The organism is Mycobacterium szulgai (assembly GCF_002116635.1).
Taxonomy (GTDB): Bacteria; Actinomycetota; Actinomycetes; order Mycobacteriales; family Mycobacteriaceae; genus Mycobacterium; species Mycobacterium szulgai.
In genome coordinates this window covers 1-23419 of record NZ_LQPW01000001.1, presented here as the reverse complement: position 1 = coordinate 23419, position 23419 = coordinate 1, and the positions used below count along the sequence as shown (strand labels likewise).

21 protein-coding genes, 2 tRNA genes and 1 pseudogene are annotated in these 23419 nt (G+C 63.0%); 13 read left to right on the top strand and 11 right to left on the bottom strand.

Going from position 1 to position 23419, the window contains the following annotated elements:
- Nucleotides 1-254: 254 nt before the first annotated feature.
- A tRNA-OTHER gene (locus tag AWC27_RS30740) sits at nucleotides 255-337 on the bottom strand.
- Nucleotides 338-723: 386 nt separating this feature from the next.
- Between AWC27_RS30740 and AWC27_RS00100 the strand changes: the two genes are divergently transcribed.
- On the top strand, nucleotides 724-1902 hold the full coding sequence (locus tag AWC27_RS00100) for a hypothetical protein (RefSeq protein ID WP_139836670.1): 1179 nt from the start codon (nucleotides 724-726) through the stop codon (nucleotides 1900-1902).
- An 827-nt stretch (nucleotides 1903-2729) separates the two neighbouring features.
- On the opposite strand, the gene AWC27_RS00095 is transcribed toward AWC27_RS00100, so the two are convergent.
- Nucleotides 2730-3281, bottom strand: a complete 552-nt coding sequence (locus AWC27_RS00095) for a hypothetical protein (RefSeq protein ID WP_085668349.1) — start codon at nucleotides 3279-3281, stop codon at nucleotides 2730-2732.
- Nucleotides 3282-3653: 372 nt separating this feature from the next.
- Here AWC27_RS00095 and AWC27_RS29805 point away from each other — a divergent pair, with 372 nt between their 5' ends.
- The 3 genes from AWC27_RS29805 to AWC27_RS00085 all read left to right on the top strand — a co-directional run bounded on the left by AWC27_RS29805 (nucleotide 3654) and on the right by AWC27_RS00085 (nucleotide 7161).
- A complete protein-coding gene (locus tag AWC27_RS29805; RefSeq protein WP_211281520.1) occupies nucleotides 3654-3893 on the top strand; it encodes a hypothetical protein in 240 nt (79 codons plus the stop codon).
- Between the two features lie 30 nt (nucleotides 3894-3923).
- Nucleotides 3924-4709 (top strand): hypothetical protein, encoded by a 786-nt coding sequence (locus AWC27_RS00090; protein WP_139836668.1) that lies wholly within the window; start codon nucleotides 3924-3926, stop codon nucleotides 4707-4709.
- 178 nt (nucleotides 4710-4887) lie between these two features.
- On the top strand, nucleotides 4888-7161 hold the full coding sequence (locus tag AWC27_RS00085; protein WP_085668345.1) for an AAA family ATPase: 2274 nt from the start codon (nucleotides 4888-4890) through the stop codon (nucleotides 7159-7161).
- Between the two features lie 253 nt (nucleotides 7162-7414).
- Here AWC27_RS00085 and AWC27_RS00080 read toward each other — a convergent pair whose 3' ends face one another.
- The 4 genes from AWC27_RS00080 to AWC27_RS00070 all read right to left on the bottom strand — a co-directional run bounded on the left by AWC27_RS00080 (nucleotide 7415) and on the right by AWC27_RS00070 (nucleotide 9143).
- Nucleotides 7415-7606: a hypothetical protein gene (locus AWC27_RS00080; RefSeq protein ID WP_139836667.1), complete on the bottom strand. Its 192-nt coding sequence runs from the start codon at nucleotides 7604-7606 to the stop codon at nucleotides 7415-7417.
- Nucleotides 7607-7753: 147 nt separating this feature from the next.
- A complete protein-coding gene (locus AWC27_RS00075; RefSeq protein ID WP_245846734.1) occupies nucleotides 7754-8593 on the bottom strand; it encodes an SDH family Clp fold serine proteinase in 840 nt (279 codons plus the stop codon).
- Between the two features lie 75 nt (nucleotides 8594-8668).
- Nucleotides 8669-8839, bottom strand: a complete 171-nt coding sequence (locus AWC27_RS30735; RefSeq protein ID WP_169726680.1) for a hypothetical protein — start codon at nucleotides 8837-8839, stop codon at nucleotides 8669-8671.
- A gap of 230 nt (nucleotides 8840-9069) precedes the next feature.
- A tRNA-Gly gene (locus AWC27_RS00070) sits at nucleotides 9070-9143 on the bottom strand.
- Nucleotides 9144-9262: 119 nt separating this feature from the next.
- On the opposite strand from AWC27_RS00070, the gene AWC27_RS29800 reads away from it, so the two are divergent.
- Nucleotides 9263-9529: a hypothetical protein gene (locus AWC27_RS29800; protein WP_139836666.1), complete on the top strand. Its 267-nt coding sequence runs from the start codon at nucleotides 9263-9265 to the stop codon at nucleotides 9527-9529.
- A gap of 16 nt (nucleotides 9530-9545) precedes the next feature.
- Here AWC27_RS29800 and AWC27_RS00065 read toward each other — a convergent pair whose 3' ends face one another.
- Entirely contained in the window at nucleotides 9546-10289 is a 744-nt protein-coding gene (locus AWC27_RS00065; protein ID WP_245846733.1) for a ZIP family metal transporter, read from the bottom strand.
- 118 nt (nucleotides 10290-10407) lie between these two features.
- Here AWC27_RS00065 and AWC27_RS00060 point away from each other — a divergent pair, with 118 nt between their 5' ends.
- From AWC27_RS00060 to AWC27_RS00040, 5 genes are all read left to right on the top strand, one after another.
- Complete coding sequence (locus AWC27_RS00060; RefSeq protein WP_085668339.1) at nucleotides 10408-11073, top strand: VldE C-terminal domain-containing protein; 666 nt, start codon at nucleotides 10408-10410, stop codon at nucleotides 11071-11073.
- A 28-nt stretch (nucleotides 11074-11101) separates the two neighbouring features.
- Nucleotides 11102-11674, top strand: a complete 573-nt coding sequence (gene dcd / locus AWC27_RS00055; RefSeq protein ID WP_083115703.1) for a dCTP deaminase — start codon at nucleotides 11102-11104, stop codon at nucleotides 11672-11674.
- An 84-nt stretch (nucleotides 11675-11758) separates the two neighbouring features.
- Nucleotides 11759-13267 carry a DUF7159 family protein gene (locus AWC27_RS00050; RefSeq protein WP_245846732.1) on the top strand — a complete coding sequence of 503 codons (1509 nt, stop codon included), beginning with the start codon at nucleotides 11759-11761 and terminating at the stop codon, nucleotides 13265-13267.
- Nucleotides 13268-13394: 127 nt separating this feature from the next.
- The gene (locus tag AWC27_RS00045; RefSeq protein WP_425437466.1) at nucleotides 13395-14762 is read left to right on the top strand and encodes a DUF7159 family protein; all 1368 of its coding nucleotides are present in this window, start codon (nucleotides 13395-13397) and stop codon (nucleotides 14760-14762) included.
- Between the two features lie 76 nt (nucleotides 14763-14838).
- Nucleotides 14839-16170 carry a UDP-glucose dehydrogenase family protein gene (locus tag AWC27_RS00040; protein WP_085668335.1) on the top strand — a complete coding sequence of 444 codons (1332 nt, stop codon included), beginning with the start codon at nucleotides 14839-14841 and terminating at the stop codon, nucleotides 16168-16170.
- Here the strand turns inward: AWC27_RS00040 and AWC27_RS00035 are convergent.
- Both AWC27_RS00035 and AWC27_RS00030 read right to left on the bottom strand, forming a co-directional pair.
- Nucleotides 16160-17938 (bottom strand): N-acyl-D-amino-acid deacylase family protein, encoded by a 1779-nt coding sequence (locus tag AWC27_RS00035; protein WP_085668356.1) that lies wholly within the window; start codon nucleotides 17936-17938, stop codon nucleotides 16160-16162. The genes AWC27_RS00040 and AWC27_RS00035 overlap by 11 nt on opposite strands.
- Nucleotides 17939-17963: 25 nt before the next feature.
- The gene (locus AWC27_RS00030) at nucleotides 17964-19424 is read right to left on the bottom strand and encodes an HNH endonuclease signature motif containing protein (protein ID WP_085668333.1); all 1461 of its coding nucleotides are present in this window, start codon (nucleotides 19422-19424) and stop codon (nucleotides 17964-17966) included.
- 108 nt (nucleotides 19425-19532) lie between these two features.
- On the opposite strand from AWC27_RS00030, the gene AWC27_RS00025 reads away from it, so the two are divergent.
- Genes AWC27_RS00025 through rfbA form a run of 3 tightly spaced genes read left to right on the top strand, consistent with a single transcriptional unit; the run spans nucleotide 19533 to nucleotide 21566 of the window.
- Nucleotides 19533-20288: a maleylpyruvate isomerase family mycothiol-dependent enzyme gene (locus AWC27_RS00025; protein WP_085668354.1), complete on the top strand. Its 756-nt coding sequence runs from the start codon at nucleotides 19533-19535 to the stop codon at nucleotides 20286-20288.
- Nucleotides 20289-20299: 11 nt separating this feature from the next.
- Nucleotides 20300-20671: a nuclear transport factor 2 family protein gene (locus AWC27_RS00020; protein WP_083115713.1), complete on the top strand. Its 372-nt coding sequence runs from the start codon at nucleotides 20300-20302 to the stop codon at nucleotides 20669-20671.
- Between the two features lie 28 nt (nucleotides 20672-20699).
- On the top strand, nucleotides 20700-21566 hold the full coding sequence (gene rfbA / locus AWC27_RS00015) for a glucose-1-phosphate thymidylyltransferase RfbA (protein ID WP_085668331.1): 867 nt from the start codon (nucleotides 20700-20702) through the stop codon (nucleotides 21564-21566).
- 16 nt (nucleotides 21567-21582) lie between these two features.
- Here the strand turns inward: rfbA and AWC27_RS00010 are convergent, their stop codons facing one another.
- Complete coding sequence (locus tag AWC27_RS00010) at nucleotides 21583-23037, bottom strand: PE family protein (protein WP_085668352.1); 1455 nt, start codon at nucleotides 23035-23037, stop codon at nucleotides 21583-21585.
- A 68-nt stretch (nucleotides 23038-23105) separates the two neighbouring features.
- Nucleotides 23106-23419, bottom strand: a pseudogene (locus tag AWC27_RS30730) (PE family protein); the annotation flags it as partial.

Sequence of the window (23419 nt, the reverse complement as noted above, 5' to 3'; positions counted from 1 at the left end):
AGCGGCTCGGTTGACCAGCCTCCCCGACGAGCAAGAAATACCCGTCAACGGCACACCGATCTGATTCCCATTAGGCTCATAACGGACGAAGGTGCTTTGAAATTTGATGGTCACGCTTCAAAGACTCAGGCACCTTCGTCCCCCACAACCGCAGGCCACGCCGACCTCAAAGCCGGCACCTGACCCCGCTGGAATCCGAAGAGCCCCCTAAACGGGGGTTCGGACCCATTCCGATGTCTTGACACATCACCACATGGAGCCGATGACGGGAATCGAACCCGCGTATTCAGCTTGGGAAGCTGATCCGGCAAACTTTGTACGCTTCTCTGTGATCGGCGTGTGCTCACGAATGCACTTGAGAACCGCTGGTAAATGCTGTTTATTCGGCCGTGGCGAGCGTTTGTGAGCGGTTCGCTGGCATTGCTGCGTACCTCCCAGCAACGGTCGTGTGACGGTCGCGCAGCAAACTTGCCACTTCGCGTTGCGTCCCGTCCGGTCCGATGCGACCTGGCCAGTGCGGCGGGCCGCTGTGAGTTCGCAACTACTGCTGAACGGGCCAGGTGGGCACGAAGTGCGGGCAAGGTGTGCGCCAGCGCTTACCAACCGCGCATAACTCGCCGAGATGCATTGCGGTTCAAAGGATTTAGAGAATATCTGGCGTAGAATTCAGCTCGATTAGCTGCAACTGATTCTATTGACGAAAAACTTAGGCGGATTTGAAAAATGAACGCACTTACTGCACGCACCGCAGCCTTGGCGGCATATCCGATTTTCGGCGGCACTCAACCCCACTATGGAATAAACGTCCACGGTGATGTTCTCGTTAACCGCCTCAACGATGGCACTGATCTCAACGATATGTGGGACGAGTGGCGCGAACTGCTCAACATTTGGAACAACGAAAAGACGAAGCTCACTGATCTTCTGATCTTCAAAACCACAGTCAGCGGCGAAGCTGTCCCGCAGGACATGACGATTGGTAGCTTTGAAACGGCCACGGATCTTGGCGTTCCTAAGTCGGTCGGGTCGCCAAACGCCCTGCCCCTCGGGTACAAGTTCGGTGATTTTGACCTGGCCTCTAGATTTTCTTGGCGCTTCCTTCGCGATGCTGATATTCGTCAGGTTGAAGCTGTGATGAACGGTATTTTGGCTGCTGACAACCAGCTCGTTACTGGCACGATTTTGCGCAGGTTGTGCGATCCCGCCGAGAAGCGCAACGAACACCAGATGCGCGTGTTCGGCCTGTGGAACGGCACCGATGGTCTGACTCCGCCGAGCTACATGGGCCGCACGTTCAGCCAGAACACTACGCACTACATTCCTAGCCAAGCATCACAGATCGACGCTGCCGATATCGAAGATGCAATTCGGCTCATCGTTCGCAAAGGTTATGGCACGTCGTCAAACTCAAAGCTCTTGATCCTTGCCAACAGTGACGAAAGCGAGCTGATTCAAGCGTGGCGGGCCGGTGAGCCAAGTCGCCCGAGCGGTCCTGATGCTTCCTATGATTTTATTCCGGCCAACGATGCGCCGCCTTGGATCACGAAAACCGGTGAGCTGGTCGGCCAACCGGTGCCGGGTGAGATTTGGGGTTTGAAGGTCGAGGGCAGTTATGGGCCAGCACTGTTGATTCAAAGTGATTTCATTCCATCGGGCTACGTCGCTGTTGTGGCGTCGTCAGGGCCGAACAGTATGAATAATGTAATGGGCTTCCGCGAACATCCCAACACCGCGTACCAAGGGCTTCGTCATATTCCGGGTGAAGGGCAGTACCCGATTGTCGGAAGTTATTCGCAGCGTTCGTTTGGTGTTGGTGTGCGTCAGCGTGGCGCTGCTGCGGTAATTCAGGTCACCAATTCGAGCAGCTATACCGCGCCGACCGCGACCCAGATTCCGGTGTAACAGTGAGCGGTCAGCTTTCCGCATGGTTTGCCGAACAGGTTTTGTGTGCCAAGAGCCGAGCGCGGTTCTGCAACGGAATCGAGCCAGCGAGTTTTCTCACGGAAAGGGTTTGACCCCGCCTGGTTTGGAAGATGCCCCGCCCTGCGAAGGAGGCAGGTATCACGGTCGCACGCCACCACCTAGCCGCCCTGGTGGCAGGACGTGGTGATGTGAACTCGGTTGGGAGACAACACTAATGGTGGCGAAAAAGCATCGGGCTAAGCGGTCAGGGTGGATCTGCGTCAGGGATGCGAAGGGCCGGTTCGCTGCGACCGGGTCTACGTCCGAGGTATCAACCGAAGCTGCCGACCTCAAGCGCCGTGTGCGTCGTCGTCGTGCTGTTCTGGCCGGTACGGCGGCTGCGACCGCTCTCGCTGCCAGTCAGGCGCACCCGGCCAGCCGTACCCGCACCGGCATCACCCGTCGGCGGGTCGTGAAGGGGCACGTGGCCCGTGCTGCCTCGGATCACCGGAAGTCGGTTACTAGGAGGGCTCGCGCTCTCCCGCACAGACCAACTGCCGGGGCCGCGTTTCCCAAGTCAGCCCGCAAGGCCGCCACGACTGAGGCCCGGAAGCTGACCAGGGGGTACCGCCGTCAGCTCAAGCGGACCCGAAAGGCGCGACGGCGGTCCCGGTGAGTGCCTATGACCGGCCAGAGCTGCCGTATAGCTGCCAACCAGCACCGCTGCGACCGCGACTGAACCGGCCACCGCGTAACCCAAACAACACTGCGCCAAGGCCGATCACCTCGACCAGGCCGAGCTAAACGTCACCGCGCGGCCCGTGGGGTCAGTGGCGCTGTTCGAGAGCGTTGACCCTGGCGCTAAGGCCGTCCACGATCGGGGCGATACCTTTAATGATGTCGTCGTGAGTCTTCGCCATACCCATCGTCTCGACGAGTGCCAGCGCTGACTTTTCGAGCAGGGCACCAAGAACCCCCAAGAGCTGACCTGACGGCGCGCCGTTCTCGTAGACGCTGACCATATAGTCGCGCAACCCCACGCTGCTCGGCAGGTTCGGCAGAACGTCGACAGCGCCGACCGCACTCGCAAGCTGTGGATTGGGCGGCATTCCGGCACCTTCCATACCCTCGGCCATTTGCTTCACGCTGCTCTGCATGTGCGTGATCGCCGAGATGGTATCCAGCTGCGCTGCGATGAGCTTGTCGATCGCCTCGGCCGAGAAGTTGGCTGACCGATACTGCGGGAGTCCGTTCTCGGCCACATCGAGTTCGAAATCTCGGAAGGCTGAGAACCCGGTCATGTTCTCCGGAATCTGCAACTGCCGCAGCCACTCGGCGCGCTCGGGGTCGGGCTGAACTATCAAATTCGGTTGGGTCATGAGACCTCACTTTCGGTGGTGGGTGATCCAACCGCGCACCGTACCCCCAAGCGCCGACACCGTTGCGGACTAAGCGTGACCATGGCGCGCCACGAGCGCCAGAGACAACCGCACACGCCCTTGGTGGTGGCGTGATCGGACCCGCTGTATCCATTCAAAAAACAAGAAAACCGATGGCTACAACTTGAATTCGTTTAAACGTTTAGCCGCCACGCCGAGAGCTCCATTGCCATTGCCAGAGCGCCGGAGTGCAGTCATAATTGGTTGGTAAGCACATGACGGGCGTTTGCCTGCTTCTAAAATCGCTTCATTCTTAAAGGAATCACTTCAATGTCTCTCTCAGGGCCAAGCATCGCGCACATATATCACAAATTGACTGCTGAACAGCAAGAAGCAAGAATTACGTATTCCGCAAGCCCCAACATTAAAGGAATGGGGGCGGCAGTAAAACGCATCTACGAGTTGTTCGGCGTTGAGGTAACGGAATACTACTTACGTCGTGCCATCACTAAACGCAGGTTGCAGCGGCACGAAATCTGTCATGTAATTCACTTTTCGGACCGCGACCTCTATGACTTCATCGTTTTAGGCACCAAAAAAGCAAGCGCTTAACCATCATCTAGACCCGAAAGGATTTTCATAATGGCTCTAACGCCAATCAATGCCGCAGAACGTCAGATTTACGACCTTTCAGTAGCGCAAAGATACGATGCTGAGCGAGCGGTTATTGCTCATCGAAGGCTTGAGGCGATTTTTGACACAGAAAGGGCGGCACGCCAAAGACGGCTTTTGACCGGTGTTGTGCTACCTGTCGATCCTGACCACAAAGACATTGTTGACTTCGCAACTTATTCCAAAGCAATAGCAGATCAGCTAGAAGCCGCACAGCGCCAGGCCGAAAATTGGGTTGAGCACTACTACGAGAAGACCGCGCCTGGGCTGATGGGCGCTCATCTGCTGTTTGGTGCTGAGCCACGGCTGCGGCAGATCGTCGCGAAAGCACTTGCCGCATATCATGATTTTTTTGCAAACCGCGGCCGGTTGCCACGCACTTATGTAGGCGGGAGCTACAGCGGTCCGATCGTCTATGCGACAAGCAGACCCGGTGAGCGATTTTTAATTCGAGGTGACCGAACGTTCGGCTCTGTAGCCGAGGATTTGAAAGATGACATCTGGTGCGATCTAGATGTCAACGGCAATGGGCATTGCGTACAGGCAATGCGCTACGTGCAACAGAACATACGTTACGGACACGAGAACATCGATATCAACACGTCATTGCTTGTGCCGTTCGCGGTAGGTGACATGGTGATCTTTGCGCGGTTCTGCAATGCATGTTGGAAAACCTTCGCTTCTCGTGAAAATGTTCGACCTCAGGATTGCGAGGTATTTTCGCCCTTTGCCGATGGCTTCGGCCAAGTCGGCTAATAAATTACGGATTACGAATGAAAGCAGATAGTTTCACGCCGAGAGCCAGATCTGGCCATTATGGCGGCATGCCTGGCTTACGTCATTCGAGCTAGCTAGTAACGTCTGAAAAAGGGAAACCCGCCAGGCTGTTGGCGACCTGGCGGGCGGTAGATCAGTAGGTGAAGGACCGATCCTAATGGCAATTACATCACAAGCCGCTCACAATGGCGAACGTGAAACGCCAAGACTTGATTTACGGGTGGTCAGCGGTGTGGACGAATTTCTTGCCTGTGCGCTGGCCTGGCGTGAAGCCGGATACCCGCCTCTCATTTTGGGTGGCGGCAACGGCAAGAAGCTGCTGGCGCGGCACATTACTGGCTACTCGCCCGACGACGCGACTGAAGCGCAAATACGGGGTTGGCCGACGACCTTCCGTAATGCCGGTGAGGTCAACCTTGGCATCCGCTGCCCGGTCGGGGTGATCGGCATCGATGTGGACGCCTACGACGGCAAGCGGGGTTTGGCGACCCTGACCGAGTGCGAAACCAGATGGGGTCCGTTGCCACCAACATGGATCACCACAGCCCGCGAGGATGGTTCGGGCCACCGCTGGTATCGGGTGCCACCTGGTTGGTCGGGGCATGACCCGAAAGCTCAGGATGGCTCAGACGGGCATATCGAACTGATCCAGCGCCACCACCGCTATGCCGCCGTACCCCCATCTGGTCACGTCAACGGATCGGACTACCGCCTGTACGGCCCTGGCGGCGAAGAAATAACGCCGGGCATTCTGCCGCCGCCGTCCCAGCTTCCCGAGCTACGTGCTGCCTGGCTCGACGGTTTGGCATCTACCACCAGGGCCAAGGATGGGTGGATCGCACCAGCCGAAGTGGGGGCGTGGCTCGACAGCACGGGGGGCGAGGATTACCCACACGGGCTGGGCCAGGTGCTCACCGGGCTGGACAACGATCTAGCCAAGGGCACCAACCGGCACAAAGCGATGTTTTCAGCGCTGTGCTGGTCACTCAAAGAGGCCAGAGCGGGTGGCTATCCGGCACGGCGTGCCCACGACCGGCTAAAAGCCAAGTGGCTCAAAGCTATCTGTGATCCTGATGACGGCAGTCACGATGAGTCCGAGTTTGATCGAATGCTGCCGGATGCCATTGGCCGCGCCGAGACTGATGACCACGACAAACGTTGGTTGCGGATGCGCCGCAACTACGGCGAAGACACTCGCGAAAACCCTGATGTAAGAGGCGTGCTCTCGCGGGTGAAGTCCGAGAATAAAAAGGCCACCGCTCTATCGTCACCGCGCGAAGATGACCGTGATTCGAATCAAGTTGATCGGGCCGCAACTACATGCCTGGCCGACATCGCGCCAACAACAGTTAATTGGTTATGGAAAGGCTGGTTGCCGCTGGGCAAGGTCTCCATCCTGGAAGGCGAATCCGACGTCGGTAAGTCAACCGTGACGCTGGCATGGGCCTCGATCGTTTCCAACGGATCACGGTGGCCGGCAACCGTCATGAACGGCAAAAGGCTTTATTCCCAACATGATCCGGCGGGCGTGGTGCTGGTTGGTGTTGAAGATTCTAATGATGACACGGTGGTGCCGCGCCTGATCGCAGCCGGTGCGGACCTCACTCGTGTTCACACACTGAATCGTCCGGTTGACGACGACGGTAATCCAAGACCCTTCACAATTCCGGGCGATACTTCTTGGTTACGGAAAGCAATCGTTGAGGCTGGCGCAAAACTTGTTGTTATTGATCCGATCACCGCATGTCTTCCCGAAGATGCCAGGCATGGTGTTGATTCCTCCATTCGCCGAATCTTGATGTTTCTCGTTGACCTAGCGCGTGAAACAACCTCGGCGATAGTGCTGATTCGTCATTTTAATAAGGCTCAGGGTATGAGCGCTAAAAATCGCGGTGGCGGATCGGTGGCGTATAGCGCACTTGTCCGCTCGGTGTTGTCAGCAGGAAGACTCAAAGAGGATCAGGACAGCGGGGCAACGTTTGCCATCGCCCGCGCTATCGGGAACCTGTCAAAACCGCCCGACTCAATCGGCTACAAAATCGAAGATGCGCCTCAACTATCTGCATTACCCAAACCCGAACATGACGAGTTGCAGGTTTCGGTCGTTAAATGGTGTGGTGCGGTCAGTATCAATGCTGACCAACTGGTCGGTGCTGACGGCGCAAAAATCGGCGATGCCCGTAAAAAAGCGCCCGTAAGGGATGACGCCGAAGCCGCACTCAAAGAGCTACTAGCCGACGGACCAATGAAAATGAATGAAGTTGTAGCCGAAGCCCGGCGGATTGCTGATTGCTCAAAAGCGACCGTAAATCAGGCCGCAAAGAATCTTGAAATAGTGAGAAAATCCGTTTATCTCAATGGGAAAATTGATTATTGGACGTGGGAGCTATCGCCCACAGTGTTCAAGTTTGAAAGGAATGAAAACAAATGAAGATTGAGCGCATGCGAGCACTATGCCAGCCCTGCAAATTCCCGACGCGCGCCGCGCTATCGGACGGGCCAAAAATACTACTGAACAGCCTAGAAGCCATCGGTTCCTACCTCTGGCGACTAGTGGTCTCTAGTGTCTTCTAGCTCTCAACCCTAGAAGACACTAGAGACCACTAGAAGATACTAGAGACTATTAAATAAGTGGGGTAGAAATCTATAGCTCCTAGCTTCGGTCGATGGCACTGCGAACCGATTTAGAAGATAACCAAGGAGATGAATTCGGTGACGAGACCAACAACGCCGACAAATGAACCATCGTCATCTACACCCATGGTGACCAAGTGGTCGGACGAGTGGTGGCTAACGAAAGCCAAACCGACCGCCAGACGATGCACGGCGCACAGCTCACGTACCGGAAATCGTTGATCGCGTTGGCTTTCTGCCACAGCGACAGCGTAGGCCGAATCGGTCTGCGACTTCGACAAGTTCCCGGACCTCGCGGGTTGGGGTGCGGGGTTCGACACACAACGTTCGGCGACGGCTGGCCGCGCTTGAGGCGATGCGCCGCCAGCCGTCGCCGAACGTTGTGTGCTTTAAGGGTTACGCACAGAGACGTTGACCATGGATATCTGCGAGACGCCATTGTGGTTCTCGATGATTTTAAACGCTGCTGTTTCGCTGATCGTGAGTGCGCTCGCATGGTGAACCGTTAGAACGTGATCCTGCAGGCCATCGTCGTCCTCCAGCATTTCTACCTTTATGCCGAGTTCACTGGCTTTTTCGGCTGAGATGTGGCGGTCGTGTGAAAGCGTCAGCGCGTGATCGGCGAGTTCTTCGTTTACTTTTGTCGCCGCCGCTTTGGAATCATCTTCGTTCGCGAACATACCTGTCTCTAACCAAACGCTGACGATCTTGTCAGCCCAGGCGATAGCCTTTTGACACTCACCAATAAATGCTGGCGGATACTTCGCGATAATTGGCTGCCATACGGCGACCGTAGACATGTCGGCGGCGATTTCCCTTTTCGCCCGCTCAAACTCTTCCACGACGCCGTGAGCAGCGAGGCCGCCGATTTGAGGATCAATCGGCCCCAGGCTGGAATGCTTGCCCATCACGACGGATTTCGCGGAAAGTGCGATCATCGTTCCTGCCGACATTGCAAGTTGTGGAACGATCGCACGGATGTCTGTTTTGAACATCGCACGTAAATAGTCAACGAGCGATTCGGTGGCTGCCACACTGCCACCGGGGGTGTGAAGAATCAAGTCCAAGCCTTTTGTGCGATCCAATTTGTGGATCACCGCCATAAATCCGTTCTTGTCGCTGTCGTTCACATCGACAGGAAGGCCGTGGCTTATCAGATTTTGCTTTTCCAGCCAGCCGGAATAATAAAGTATGACGTTCCTGCCGGTGTATGCGGCGAGGTCGGCCAACGCTTTTCTCCGGACTACGTCGTGTCCCGATCCGGCAGCGCGAATGTCTGACTGGACGTTATCCCAACTCGGCACTTATGGGCGTGGGGGATTGGACGTCGTGGTGATGACGACGTCGAGTTGTAGCGTCTCACGTTGCGGAGTGGACCAGTTTGTGTACTGCGCCCGGGCAGCAGCGGTCCCCAAACCCAGCTTGTCGTAGGTGGAGTTGATCTCTCGTTGGCGGTCTGCGTCTGTCGTCGCCATTGGCAGTCGTCTCCTCATAACGCCGAGTGTAGTAGGTGTTGTGCCAGCTGACAGTACACCGGCTGGCTGACCAGTATCGGATAAATCGCAGCTCAGCCGCCACGTCGTGATCTGCGGGTAGCTGAATGGTTAGCAAACCGCCCTCAGTCGGGCCACGGTCACGCCACGGTCTTGGGTTAGGCGAGCTAGCGATTTTGAGGGCTCGGTAGTTACCGTGACCTGCGGTTTCGTGGAGCCGATGACGGGAATCGAACCCGCGTATTCAGCTTGGGAAGCTGATGTTCTGCCATTGAACTACATCGGCGCGGTTGCCCAAGAAGGCTAGCACCCGCTACCAGCTCGTCGGAGCGCGTCTACGACAGTTCGGCAGTAAAGTCGAAACATCGAGGCGCGGAAGCAATCTTCCTTTTGGCAGGGGACGTCATGGACGAGGACACCGTCGGGCGCAAACCACTTATTGCGCGCGTACTAGCGGTAGCCGGCATCGCTGCGCTGGCGGGGCTGCCCATCGCCCTGCCGATCGGCACTCAGCTAGCGACCCCGCCTGCCATCGCGGACCCCGCCCCGGGCGGTCCAGCTCCCAATCCGAGCCCCGCCCCAGCGCCTAAGCGTCACCTCTGGTGCATGGTTACCGGTGGCGCCGGGCGCGGCATCTCCTACTCGAAGGTGTGCTGGTACCGCACGTACTGAGCAGCGCCGCCGCCGGTCATTCGAGCACGCCCAGGCTGTACAAGAGCAGGAATCCGGCGAAGAACATCACCGCCATCCACGGCCGCTCCGGCGCCTCGTGCGCCTCGACGAGAAGCTCCTCGACCACGAGCCACAGCAGTGCCGCTGCGGCGAATGCGAGCACCAGGGTCAGCACGTTGTTTCCCGCCCCGCTCAACACCAGTGCGCCCAGTACCGCGCCCACCGCGGTCACCAGGCTCACCCCGGCAGTCATCACCGCGGCTCGCATCCGGGACACTCCTGAACCCGCCAACCGCAAGGCCACCGACAGCCCCAGAAACAGCACCTCGACGGTCAGCGCAATCGCGATGATCACCGCGGTCCGCCGCGACACCGTAGCGCCGGTTGCCACCAGCAACCCGTCGATGAAGAGGTCGACGGCGACCACGGCCAGGAACCCGAACAGCGTTGCGCCGTCGGCGTTTTCGTCTTCTCCGCCGAAATGGCGCAGCAGCACAAGTAGTGCCACCCCCACACTGAAGCCTACGATGATCAGCCCGAGCGGACCCTTGGCGCGCAGTTCGGGCAGCACTTCGCCGGCCACCGCGGCCATGACGACGCCGGCGGCGAAGTGCTGGACGCCGCTGACCACCGCCGCGGGCGGTGTGCGTAGGACCGCCACCACGCCCCCGACGATCCCGGCGAAAACAGGAAAGGCGACCAACGAGGCCGCCGTCGTCAGAATGCTGATGTCAATCTCCCGCGTTCGGTCGAAACCCACAAGCGTCCACAACCGTAGCTGAGCCCAATTCTGCGGCGGTGCGATAAACGCACATCACATCTACAAATGCGAATATTTATCCTTTCGTTATCTGTCGTTATCTCGTAAAGTCCTCGGGGTGGGCCGGCATGAATTGGCCAGGAAGCGTCGAAAGCGAAAGCCATCCGTCGTGACGGCTGCGCTCATCGCGCCTGCCGCTGCAGTGTTCTTCGCCGTGGCTGGAGACGTGCACCCGTCGGCCGCGGCCAGCGATGTTACCGAGGAAGGCATTGCCGACGGGGCACATTGTTGCTTGGAAATAGTTGCTAACGAGCCGCTCGCGAATATGTCCCGCGGCGGCGTCGGCATGCATTTCACAGAAGTCGAATTCGCATCCGCATCCAGGTTGCGGATCGACAGCCGCATTTTGCCCGTCGGGGTCGCGCCGGAGCAGGGACTGCAGGTCAGAACAATCTTGGTGGCACGCAGTATCAGTGCGGCTTTCCCGGAGATCCGCCAAATCGGCGGGGTCCGGCCGGATCCGCTGGGCTGGCATCCCCGGGGCCTGGCGCTCGACGTGATGATCCCGAACCCGGGCAGTGCCGAAGGTATTGCGCTGGGAAATGAGATCGTCGCGTACGTGATGGAGAACGCGAATCGGTTCGGCATGCAAGACGCAATTTGGCGGGGCGTCTACTACACACCCAACGGCGCGCAAACCAGGGGCTACGGCCACTACGACCACGTCCACATCACCACCACCGGCGGCGGCTACCCCACCGGGGAGGAAATCTACTTCCGCTGAGCAAATGACGGGCAGATACGCTCGTCGGGTGCTGCTCTCCGATCGCGACCTCAGAGCTGAAATCGCCGCCGGCCGGCTGGGCCTCGACCCGTTCGACGACAGCCTGGTCCAGCCGTCCAGCATCGACGTCCGGCTCGACGGCATGTTCCGGGTTTTCAACAACACCCGCTATACCCACATCGATCCCGCCCAGCAACAGGACGAGCTGACCAGCATCGTGGAACCCACCAAAGGCGATCCATTTGTGCTGCACCCCGGAGAATTTGCGCTCGGCTCGACGCTGGAGATCTGCACCCTGCCAGAGGACCTGGCGGGACGGCTGGAAGGCAAGTCTTCGCTGGGTCGGCTGGGTTTGCTGACCCACTCCACCGCGGGCTTCATCGACCCTGGCTTCAGCGGTCACATCACGCTGGAACTCTCCAATGTGGCAAACCTGCCCATAACGCTATGGCCGGGCATGAAAATCGGCCAGCTATGTATCTTGCGATTGACCAGCCCGTCTGAGCATCCGTACGGCAGTTCGCGAGTAGGGTCGAAATACCAGGGTCAGCGGGGGCCAACGCCGTCTCGGTCGTACCAAAACTTCATAAGGTCCACCTAGCTGTGGCATAGCTGAACCGGCGATAATCAAGACCGGGCATCCCTCCGCCTAAACCTGGCCGTATGCAAGACCTTGGGAGGGGTTTTGGACGTCGTACTCGGGGTTTCGATGGCACCGTCGGCGGTCCGGGTGGTCGTCGTCGAAGGGGAAGACGGCGACGGCGCCATCGTCGAAGAAGAGAGTTTCCAGGTAGGCCGCGGCCAAGCCGCCAGTCCATCCGATCAGGTGATCTCGGCGATTCTGGGCACTCGCGAAGGGGCGGCCGACGCCGGGCTTCGGTTGTCCTCTATCGGGGTGACCTGGACCGATCACATGCAGGCAGCCGTACTGCGGGACGCACTGGCAGCGCGCAAGATCGAGAACGTCATGCTGGTCTCGGCGTTCTTGGCTGCGGCTGCGCTGGGGCAGGCAGTCGGCGGTGCCGTGGGCTACGAACGTACTGCGGTCCTCTACATCGAGCCCGACGCCGCGACCCTGGCGGTGGTGGACACCGCCGACGGGTCGGTCAGCGATCTGCACCGCAAGCTGTTGGCCGAGGATGACGACGCCGCGGTGGCCGAACTCGTCGAAATGGTCTCTGCAGCAGAGTCTTTGGCGACCCACCCGGAGGGGCTGTACGTCGTCGGCAGTGGCGTCGACGTCCCGCTGATCAAGCCGGCGCTGGATGCGGCGACCTCGCTGACGGTGAGCGTGCCCGAGGAGCCGGATATGGCGCTGGCCCGGGGCGCTGCGCTGGCTTCGGGCAATGCGCCATTGTTCGCATCGTCCACTGCCGCACTGGCATACGCCCAGGATGCGTGCCTGACCGGTCGGGACGGCTTCGCCTATGACGAGCTGTCCGACGACGACGACGACGGCGCCGACGCCGTCGCTCGCCGCCCGGTGCTGCTGGTCGGCAGCGCGGCTGCGGTGGTAGCCATCGTCGCGGTGATCGCGCTGGAGATTGCCCTGGCGATCGGTATCCGCCCTACGGTTGCTTTGCAGCCCACGCCCAGCCAAAACCACTTCATCGCGCCCACCCAGCAGACGCCGACTCAGGTGGCCGCGCCGCAACCAAAGATCGATCTGCCGCGGCCGACGGCGGTACCTAGGGCCCTGCCGCCGCAGGCGCCAGCGCCCCTACCGGCTGCTCCGGTTCTGCCGGCAGCTCCGGCGCCTGAACCGGAGGTTGTCGTTCCGCCGGTGTTACCGATCCTGGTGCCCCCGGTCCAGGTCCCCGGCCCGCAAACGCTGCTACGCCCGCCGGTGGCACAGGCACCCGTGCGGGTGCCGCAGCCGCAACCCCAGTTGCCCCAGATTCGTCCGCAAGTGCCGCAGGCGCCGCGGGTGCCGGTCCAGCAGAGCCCGCCCGGACGGGTGCCGTCGCTCAATCCCGGTCGTGGCCCCTTCGGCGGCCGCGGTCCCTTCGGTGGCGGCGGCCCCTTCGGCGGCCACGGTCCCTTCGGTGGTGGCGGCCCCTTCGGCGGTGGCGGCCATGGCGGTTTCGGTGGTGGGCACGGCCCCTTTGGTGGTGGCGGCCATGGCGGTTTCGGTGGCGGCGGCCACGGTGGCTTTGGTGGCGGCGGCCACGGCGGTTTCGGCGGCCACCACTAACCAGCTACTTTCCTCGCCGACCTGGGAATTTTCCCGGTAAGAGTAAAGTTGCGTCTACGGGTTGGGGACCCGAAGTCTCGCTGTCATCAATATCTGCGAGCGCGCAAAGAAGACTATTGGGGGAGTTGTGGACACCGTACTTGGTGTGTCGATGGCGCCAACCGCAGTCCGGATGGTGCTGGTCGAGGGCGAAAACGGCGACGGAGCGACCGTCGACGAGGACAAATTTCCGCTCGATGCGGGCCAAGACCCGGCGACGCCCAGCAAAGCCGAGCAGGTGATTTCAGCCATCCTGGGAACGCGCGAGGGTGCGGCTGAGGGTGGCTACCAGCTGGCGTCCACGGGCGTGACGTGGACTGACCCGGTTGACGCCGCTGAGCTGCGCGACGCGTTGGCCAATCGCAAGGTCGAGAACGTGATGCTGGTCTCGGCGTTTCTGGCCGCGGCGGCGCTGGCCCAAGCGGTCGGGAATGCGACCAATTACGCCCAGACCGCGCTGCTGTTCATCGAACCCGACACCGCGACCCTGGCGGTTGTCGACAGCACCGACGGTTCAGTCGCCGATATCCATCGCGAGTTACTTCCCGCCGACGACGACGCGGCCGTCGAACAGTTGGCTGGGATGGTGTCGGGCGCCGCGGCGCTGGAGACCCATCCGGACGCGGTGTTCGTGGTCGGCTCCGGCGTCGACATCCCGCTGATCAAGCCGGCCCTCGAGGCAGCAACCTCGCTACCGGTGACGGCGGCCGAGGAGCCGGAAACCGCGCTCGCGCGGGGGGCCGCGCTCGCATCGGCCCACACTCCGTTGCTGGTCTCGAGCACGGCAGCACGCGCCTATGCCCAGGATCCCGGCACCGGTGCGCACGACCCCTACGCGCTGGACGCCGCTTACTTTGACGACGTCGAGGAAGAGCACCGCGACCGCAAGCCGTTCGGGCTGGTCGGCGGCATTTTGGTGTCGATCTTCATCATTGGGGTGGCGTCTTTGGTCGTTTCGCTGGCGGTCAGCATGCGGACGACGTCGGGGACCCGGCCCAATCCTGGGCAGAACCTCGTCGCCCCCGCGCATCCCACACCAGCGGCGCCCGCTCCCGCGCCGGCGCCGCAGGCTCCCGCGCCGGCGCCGCAGGCTCCCGCGCCGGCGCCGCAGGAGCCCGCTCCGGTTCCGCAGCAGGCTCCGGCGCCGGTTCCGCAGGAGCCCGCTCCGGTTCCCCAGGCACCGGCTCCAGCGCCGGTTCCGCAGGCTCCCGCACCGGTACCGGCGGCGCCCCCTGCCCCAGTGCCGCAGGCTCCGGCGCCCGTTCCGGTTCCGGTGCCGATACCGTTGCCGATCCAACTGCCGTTCCCCGGCGGTGGCGGCGGCGGGATTCCCGGTCCGCAGTTCCCCGGAGGCGGGGGCGGTCATGGTGGCGGCGAGGGGCACGGCGGCGGCCACGGCGGCGGCGGCCACGGCCGCGGCGGTGGTTTCGGCATTCCGGGCATTCCCGGCCTCTGATTTCGCCGGATAGCTGTCATCTGCCGTTCAGCGGCGCGATGCAGTTCGCTCATCGCGGCCACCTACACACGGTGGTATGAGGTGCACCGTTTTCGGTACGGGCTATCTGGGCGCCACCCACGCAGTCGGAATGGCAGAGCTGGGGCACGAGGTCATCGGCGTCGATATCGATCCCGGCAAGGTCGCCAAGCTGGCCGGTGGTGATATCCCGTTCTACGAGCCGGGATTGCGAAAGTTATTGACAGCCAACATCGCTGCGGGGCGGTTGCAGTTCACCACTGACTACGACATGGCGGCCGAATTCGCCGACGTACACTTTCTCGGCGTCGGGACGCCGCAAAAGAAGGGCGAATACGGCGCCGATCTGCGCCACGTCCACGCCGTTATCGATGCCCTGGTACCACGTCTGACCAGGTCATCGGTCCTGGTCGGCAAGTCGACAGTCCCGGTCGGGACCGCAGCCGAGCTGGGCCGCCGAGCCGATGCGCTGGCACCGGCAGGAGTCGAAGTCGAAATCGCCTGGAATCCGGAATTCCTGCGCGAGGGCTTCGCCGTGCGCGACACCCTGAATCCGGATCGTATTGTGCTTGGGGTGCAAGATGATTCGACTCGCGCCGAGGAAGCTGTGCGGGAACTGTATGGGCCGCTGCTGGATTCGGGTGTGCCGTTCCTGGTGACAGACTTGCAGACGGCCGAGTTGGTCAAGGTCTCTGCCAATGCGTTTCTGGCGACCAAGATCTCATTCATCAACGCCGTTTCGGAGGTGTGCGAGGCGGCTGGCGCTGACGTCAGTCTGCTGGCCGATGCGCTCGGCTACGACGCACGTATTGGGCGCCAATGCCTCAACGCCGGTTTGGGTTTCGGCGGTGGTTGTCTGCCCAAGGACATACGCGCGTTCATGGCAAGGGCCGGCGAGCTGGGGGCCGATCAGGCGCTGACGTTCCTTCGCGAAGTCGACAGCATCAATATGCGACGGCGTACCCGGATGGTGGAACTGGCCACCGCGGCGTGCGGCGGCTCGCTGTTGGGCGCCAACATCGCGGTGCTGGGGGCGGCGTTCAAACCCGAGTCCGACGACGTGCGCGATTCGCCCGCGCTCAACGTCGCCGGCCAACTGCAGCTCAACGGAGCGGTGGTCAACGTGTACGACCCGAAAGCCCTGGACAACGCGAATCGCCTATTCCCCACGCTGAATTACGCCGTATCGGTCGCGGAGGCCTGTGAACGCGCGGATGCCGTGCTGGTGCTTACCGAATGGCGTGAGTTCGTCGAACTCGACCCCACCGACCTGGCCGACCGTGTGCGGGCCCGCGTCATTGTCGACGGCCGCAATTGCTTGGATGCCGCCCGCTGGCAGCAGGCGGGGTGGCGGGTGTTCAGGCTTGGTTCGCGGCGGCCTAAGCCGTAACCGGCCTGGGCACGTTACGGGGCCGACGGTCTGCGCGCAGGAACCCGCCGGTGCGCTCGCGGCCGAGGATCTCGGTGGGCTGCCCGTCGCGGAATACCTGGCGGCCGGAGACGAAGACCGCGTTGACCGTCGGGTCGTTGCGGTTCACCATGCGCGAAAGTCCACCATAGACATCAACATTGGCCTCGTGGTAAGCATCCAGCGATTGGTCGAGGTGCTGGGGGTCGATCACCGCGAGGTCTGCCCAATCGCCGACTCGTAGGTGACCGGCGTCCAACCCGTACCAGTCCGCAAGCTCTCCGGTGAGCCGGTGCACCGCTTGTTCGACCGACATGAACGGTTCGCCCGCGTTCGCGGCGTCGCGTACGTGCCGCAGCAGGCGCAGTCCGCAGTTGTAGAACGCCATGTTGCGCAGATGGGCGCCCGCATCCGAGAAGCCTATTTGGATGCCGTTCTGCCGGGCGATGCGGCGCAGCATGCGCGGCCGATGGTTGGAAATGGTTGTACGCCAACGTATTTCGGTACCATACTCGAGAACCAGGTCGAGGAAGGTGTCGACCGGGTGCAGGCCGCCGCGTTCCAGTCCCACCTGGCCGAACGACTTGCCCACCAGCGACGTGTCAGGGCAGGCCACAATCTCGGCGTCAAAGAAGTCGCGGTGCCAGGCCCGGGGGGCGAACTTGTTGTCGTAGTCCTTTCGGAACTGCCGCCGGTACTTCTCGTCGCGCAGGAGCTCGTTGCGTTCGAGCTCGTCCTTGAGGTGCAGAGCCGCAGCCCCGGCTCCGAACTCCTCGAACACCACCAGGTCGATCCCGTCGGCGTACACCTCGAAGGGCACCGGTAGATGCTGGAACCGGAAGTCGCCGCCAAGCCGGTTCACGATCGCCGCCAGTGGGCCGGTCAGCCACATGCCGCCGCCCGGTGTCGACTTCATGTCCGCGGACGCCAGCAGGCTGGTCTTCAGCCGGGGCCGTCGGATTCCCAGTGACTGGAAGGCCTGCGACACGATGTTCTGCGGGTGGCTGATGTCCGGGCCGGACTGCAGGACGCGCCCGCAGCGGCGCAGCAGCATTTTCAGTCGGCGTAGCTCCCGGCCTCTTGCGTAGGTCGATGGCAGGGTACGTGAGCGGCAGGTTTCGCCGTCGATCTTGTCGAAAAGCAGCTGCTGCGAAGACATTCCGAGGAAGCCGGCGTCGAGCGCCTCGCTCAGCATCTTTTCCATGCGAGCCTGCTCGGCCTCGGTTGGGCGGACGTCTTTACGAGTGGCGCGCTCAAGACCCATCACCGCTGTGCGCATGTCGGAGTGACCGATGAAGGCGGTCACATTGGGACCCAACGGCAACGATTCGAGCGCGTCGATGTACTCCTGCGCGTTAGTCCACGACTTGTGCTCGCCGACGATGCGGATGACGTGCTCGTGCGGAATCGCCTCCACCCGGCCGAACAGGTCGGCGGCTTGGCCCGCGTCGACGTGGATGGTCGACAGGGAGCACGAACCCATCACGATCGTGGTGACACCGTGCCGCAGGGACTCCGAGAGCGACGGCGCTGCCAGCACCTCGGCGTCGTAGTGGGTGTGGATGTCGATGATTCCCGGAATCACCCACTTACCCTGGGCATCAATCACATTCGTGCAGCCGTCGGTGTCCAGCGGGGTTGGGCTGACCGCGGCGACTCGACCGTCTCGGATGCCGATATTGCGGATGGCAGATGGCCCGCCGGTGCCGTCGAACCACCGGCCGTTCGCGACAACTGTGTCGAATGTCAATGCAATCACCTCGTACCCCGATTACTTAGCTTGTCAATTTACCAGTGCGATAGTTGAGAGCGCGCTCGGTATTGATGCGTTGGTGCCGGTCTTGCTGGCGGGTACGGCGCCGGATGGGCATCATCAGGCCCCGGTAGCTGGACTGTGGTTGGGCCGTTGAGTCGGTGGATATTTCACCTGTGGGCAGGCACAGGGTGGGAAACAGCAGCCGACTGCCCGGCCGGGTGGTGTAGGTGTGACCGGTGGGTGCGGTCCAGATGACGGTGCCGTCGGGAAGCTGCCGGTCGCGCCAGCCGCGGGGACCGTTCCAGAAGGTCTTCAACAAATGGTGTTTTCGGCAGAGGCATTTGAGGTTGGACGGGTGCGTAGGCCCGAACGGGTAGGCGATGGTGTGGTCGAGGTCGCAGAGTTCGGCGGCGGCGTCGCAGCCGGGAAAGCGGCAGGTCATGTCGCGGCAGCGGATGAAGCGGGCCAGCGCGGCCGAGGGGCGGTAGCTCGACTCGGGAGCCGCGTCGGTGAAGCAGTTCAGTGTTGTCACCTTGGCGCCGGCGGCGGCGAGCCCGGCCAGCAGCGGGGCGGGTACGGTGCCGCCGCCGAAGATCTGCGCCGTGGGCAGGCGGGTCGGCGGCTTGCCGGCCGCGCTCGCGTGCGTCGGCTCCGCACCGGAGGCGTGTGGGTCGGGCTCAGCGTTCAGCGACGCGGGGTCGGCGACGACGTGAATCACCACCGCCGCGGCTCGTGGATCGGTATCGGTGCGGGCGGGGCAATGGGGGTTGGCGCAGGCGCAGGCGAGGCGTTTGCCGTCGGCCGCCAAGGTGCCGAGGGCGTCGGCGCGGCGCTGACCGATGGTGCGTGGGTCGTCCTCGCAGACTTGGTGGGCCATTTGGGTGAGCCGACGATCCACCGTTACGCCGTCGGTGGCCAGCAACGAACCCCACAACGAGACGGTGCCGCTGTCGTCATCGGCGGGGGAGATCACCACGTCGCGTCCGCGGGCCGCGGATTGACTGCGCCGCACGGCGGCAGGGTCGTGGCGGCTGACGATGGCGTCGATGGCGGCGTCGGTCTTGGCCACCGACAGCGGCCCGTAACGCCGAGCGTCGGTGGCCAGCGCGGCATCTACGAGGCTCAGCGCTACAGGGTCTTTGATCAGGTAGGTGCGCCAAACGATCGAGGTTGCCAGTCGCAGGCTGATGATGCCGTCGGCCAGCAGGGCGGCCAGTTTGGGCAACCGGTCGCGCAGGGCCATGGCCAGATACATCTGGCCGGAGGCCATCGGGTGGCTGATGTTCAGGGCGGCGGCGACTTGGGCGGCTATAGCGTCCCAGTTGTCGCAGGACCAGCGGCCGGAGTCGGTCTCACCGATGGCTTCGCGGGCCACCAACTCGGCGATCGCGGCCAGCCGGTGCGCGGCGGCAGCGGACTCCGCGCGGGCGGACTCGCCGATTGCGTCCACCAACGCGGCACCCGCAAAGCCATCGAACATACTTTCGAATAGTAGCGATGGTCTCCGACGCAATGCGCCACCCAAATCCAGGGTTGTGGGCGAATTTCGCACTGTGGATAACCCACCGGCGCAGGTAGCGTGGCCGACGTGGATTACGCGTCGGCCTTCATCGCGGAAAACCGCGCCTTTGCAGAGCTCGTCCGCAACGCAGACCACTCCAAACCGGTGCCGAGCTGTCCGGGCTGGAGTCTCGAGCAGCTTTTCCGGCACGTCGGTCGCGGCGACCGCTGGGCCGCGCAGATCGTCAAGGACAAGCTCGACGACTTCCTCGATCCGCGCAGCGTCGAAGGCGGCAAACCGCCACCGGATCCCGACGACGCGATCTCGTGGTTCCGGGGCGGCGCGCAGCGACTCGTCGACGCCGTCGAACAGTCGGGTGTGGATACACCGGTGTGGACGTTCCTGGGGACCCGGCCGGCCAACTGGTGGATCCGGCGCAGACTGCACGAGGTCGCCGTCCACCGGGCCGACGCCGCCATCGCGATCGGGAGCGAGTTCACGCTCGACGCCGAGATCGCCGCCGACGGGATCACCGAATGGCTTGAGCGCGTTGTGATTCAGGCTGGCGGCAACGGATCAGCGCTGCCGCTGGAAAACGGCGAAACCATCCACCTGCACGCCACCGATCCCGGTCTGGGTGAAGCCGGCGAATGGACCGTCGGTGTCCAAGACGGCCGAATAATCTGGTCGCACGACCACGGCAAGAGCTCCGTGGCGCTGCGCGGGGGCGCCACCGAATTGCTGCTGGCCATGCTGCGCCGAGTTCCGGTTGCCGACACCGGGATCGAGTTCTTCGGCGACGATGCCGTATGGCAAAAGTGGCTGGACCGCACTCCTCTCTAGACTTGCAGACCATGACCACATCGGAGATCGCCACCGTCCTGGCTTGGCACGATGCTCTCAATGAGTCCGACCTCGATACCTTGGTCGCTTTGTCCAGTGACGACATCGATTTCGGCGACGCGCACGGAGCAGCGCAGGGCCACGAGGCGTTACGCAAATGGGCCGGTTCGCTGACGGCCACCGCACAACTCGGCCGGATGTACGTCCACGACGGAGTCGTGGTCGTCGAGCAGGAGATCAACGGGCCCGACGGCCCGGCGGCCACGACTGCAGCGTCGGCATTCCGGGTGGTCCGTGATCACGTGACCTCCGTCTTCCGCCACGAAGACTTGGCATCTGCATTGGCGGCCACCGACCTCACCGAAGCCGACTTGGTCGAATAAGGTCGCCCAGGACTGAGGGAGCCAACTCATGCGCGGGATCATCCTGGCCGGTGGTTCGGGCACCCGCCTGCATCCGATCACCATCGGCATCAGCAAGCAATTGCTGCCCGTCTACGACAAACCGATGGTTTATTACCCGCTGTCCACGCTGATGATGGCCGGCATCCGCGACATTCTGGTGATTACCACCCCGCACGACGCGGCGGGCTTTCGGCGACTCCTGGGCGACGGCTCGCAATTCGGGATCAACCTCAGCTGGGTGACACAGGACAACCCCGACGGACTGGCGCAAGCGTTCGTGCTGGGCGCCGATCACATCGGCAATGACTCGGTGGCATTGGTGTTGGGAGACAACATCTTCTACGGACCTGGCCTCGGTACCAGCCTGAGTCGATTTCAAAACGTCAGCGGGGGGGCCATTTTCGCGTATTGGGTGGCCAACCCGTCGGCCTACGGAGTCGTCGAATTCGACGACGACGGGGTAGCGCTGTCGCTTGAGGAGAAGCCGCGAACGCCGAAGTCTCACTACGCGGTACCGGGGTTGTACTTCTACGACAATGACGTGGTCGAGATCGCGAGGGGGCTGAAGAAGTCGGCGCGCGGCGAATACGAGATCACCGAGGTCAACCAGATTTACCTGGATCTGGGCCGGCTGTCGGTCGAGGTGATGGCCCGCGGAACGGCATGGCTGGACACCGGCACGTTCGACTCGCTGCTCGACGCATCCGATTTCGTGCGCACCCTGGAATTGCGACAGGGCTTGAAAGTCAGTGTGCCCGAAGAGGTTGCGTGGCGACGAGGTTGGATCGACGACGAACAGTTAGCCGAACGCGCCCGCCCACTGGTGAAGTCGGGATACGGTAGCTACTTGCTGGAGTTGCTTTCCCGCAACTGATTTCGTGATTGTCCGATTACGGCAACCCGCTAGCGCCGTCGAGGCCGAATAGCTGCCCGCCGGTGCCACTGGTACCGCCTTTGCCGGTCGAGGGGCCGTCACCGCCGTTGCCGCCGTTACCGCCGTTGCCGATGTGCACCGCGTCGCCGCCGCTACCGCCTTTGCCGCCAACCGTTCCCGCGGGACCGGCGCTACCACCGGTACCGCCGTCGCCACCATTGCCGATGAATCCGGCCTTGCCGCCGCTGCCGCCAGTGCCGCCGAAGACGTTGGCGGCCCCGCCGACGCCGCCGGATCCGCCGTTGCCCGAGAGCATCCCTGCGACGCCCCCGGTCCCGCCGTCGCCGCCGAAGGAGCCACCGGCCCCGCCGGTGCCGCCGGCCCCGCCGGTGCCGAACAGCATGCCGGCGTGACCTCCGGCGCCACCAAGGCCGCCCTGCGTGTTGGTGCCGAGTCCACCGGCGCCGCCCAAACCGCCGTCACCCCAGAGGCCGCCGGCATTTCCGCCGATCCCCCCGGCGCCGCCTCCGGTGCCGCCGGTGCCCCCGGTCCCGCCGGTGCCGGCCGCGCCGTAGAGGAATCCGGATTTGCCACCGTTTCCGCCGAACCCGCCACCGGTGCCGCCCTGCCCGCCGGCGCCACCGGTGCCACCGGAGCCGCCCAGCATCCCGGCGGACCCGCCGGCCCCGCCGTCGCCGCCACTGGTACCGGCTGTCTTGCCTCCGGCCCCGCCATGGCCGCCGTCGCCGAACAGCCCGCCGGAACCGCCGGCTCCGCCGTGGCCGCCTGCGATGCCGGTCGCGGAGTTGCCGCCGCCACCGCCGGCGCCACCGGTTCCGAACAGTCCGGCGCCGCCCCCGGCGCCGCCCGTCCCGCCCGAGCCGATAGTCGCGTTCCCGCCGGCTCCGCCCGTGCCGCCGGTGCCGAACAACATCCCGCCGGCGCCGCCGGCACCACCCGCGCCGCCGGTTGCTGAGGTTACGTTTCCACCGGCACCGCCGGCCCCACCATTGCCGAATAGTCCCGCGGCTCCGCCGTTACCGCCCCGCTGGCCGGCCGCGCCGGATCCGCCCGCGCCGCCATTGCCGAGCAACCAGCCGCCGGCACCGCCCGCTAAGCCCGAGCCGGGCGCCGCATTGGCCCCGTTGCCGATCAGCGGACGCCCGGTTAGCGCCAGGAACAGCGCATTGACAGCGTCAGTGCTGGCGTAGGAAGCCGCGCTCGCGGTCAACGCCCGCACGAAGTCTTCATGAAACACAGCTGCTTGGGCGCTCAGCGCTTGGTATTCGGCGGCGTGCCCAGAAAACATCGCCGCAATCGCACCCGACACTTCGTCGGCGCCCGCCGCCAACACCGCCGTCGTCCGGGCTGCCGCCGCCGTGTTAGCTGCTGCAAGCGCCGGCCCGATGCCGGCTAGATCTGACGCCGCCGCCGATAGCGCCTCGGGCGCCGCTATCACAAATCCGTCCATGCGGAGATGATCGCCGCGAAACCCATTGCGGCACATGAGGCAGACGCCTCAAATTGGCTTATTCAGGGCTATCCCAGCCCGTTCAACCCGCCCGAGCCGATGATCGCGGTGCCGCCGGCGCCGGGGCTGCCGTGAGTTGGGCCGGTACCGCCGTTGCCGCCGTTGCCGCCGTTGCCGATCAGCCCGCCGGAACCGCCGTTGCCGCCGGGGCCGCCCATCACGCCGCCAGCACCACCGGCTCCGCCGTTACCGCCGTTGCCGAACAGTCCGGCGTTGCCGCCCCGTTCACCGGTCCCGCCGATGTTGGCGCCGTAGCCGCCGGCCCCGCCGGCGCCGCCGTTGAAGTAGAGGTTGCTGCCGAACCCACCGAACCCCATGCCGC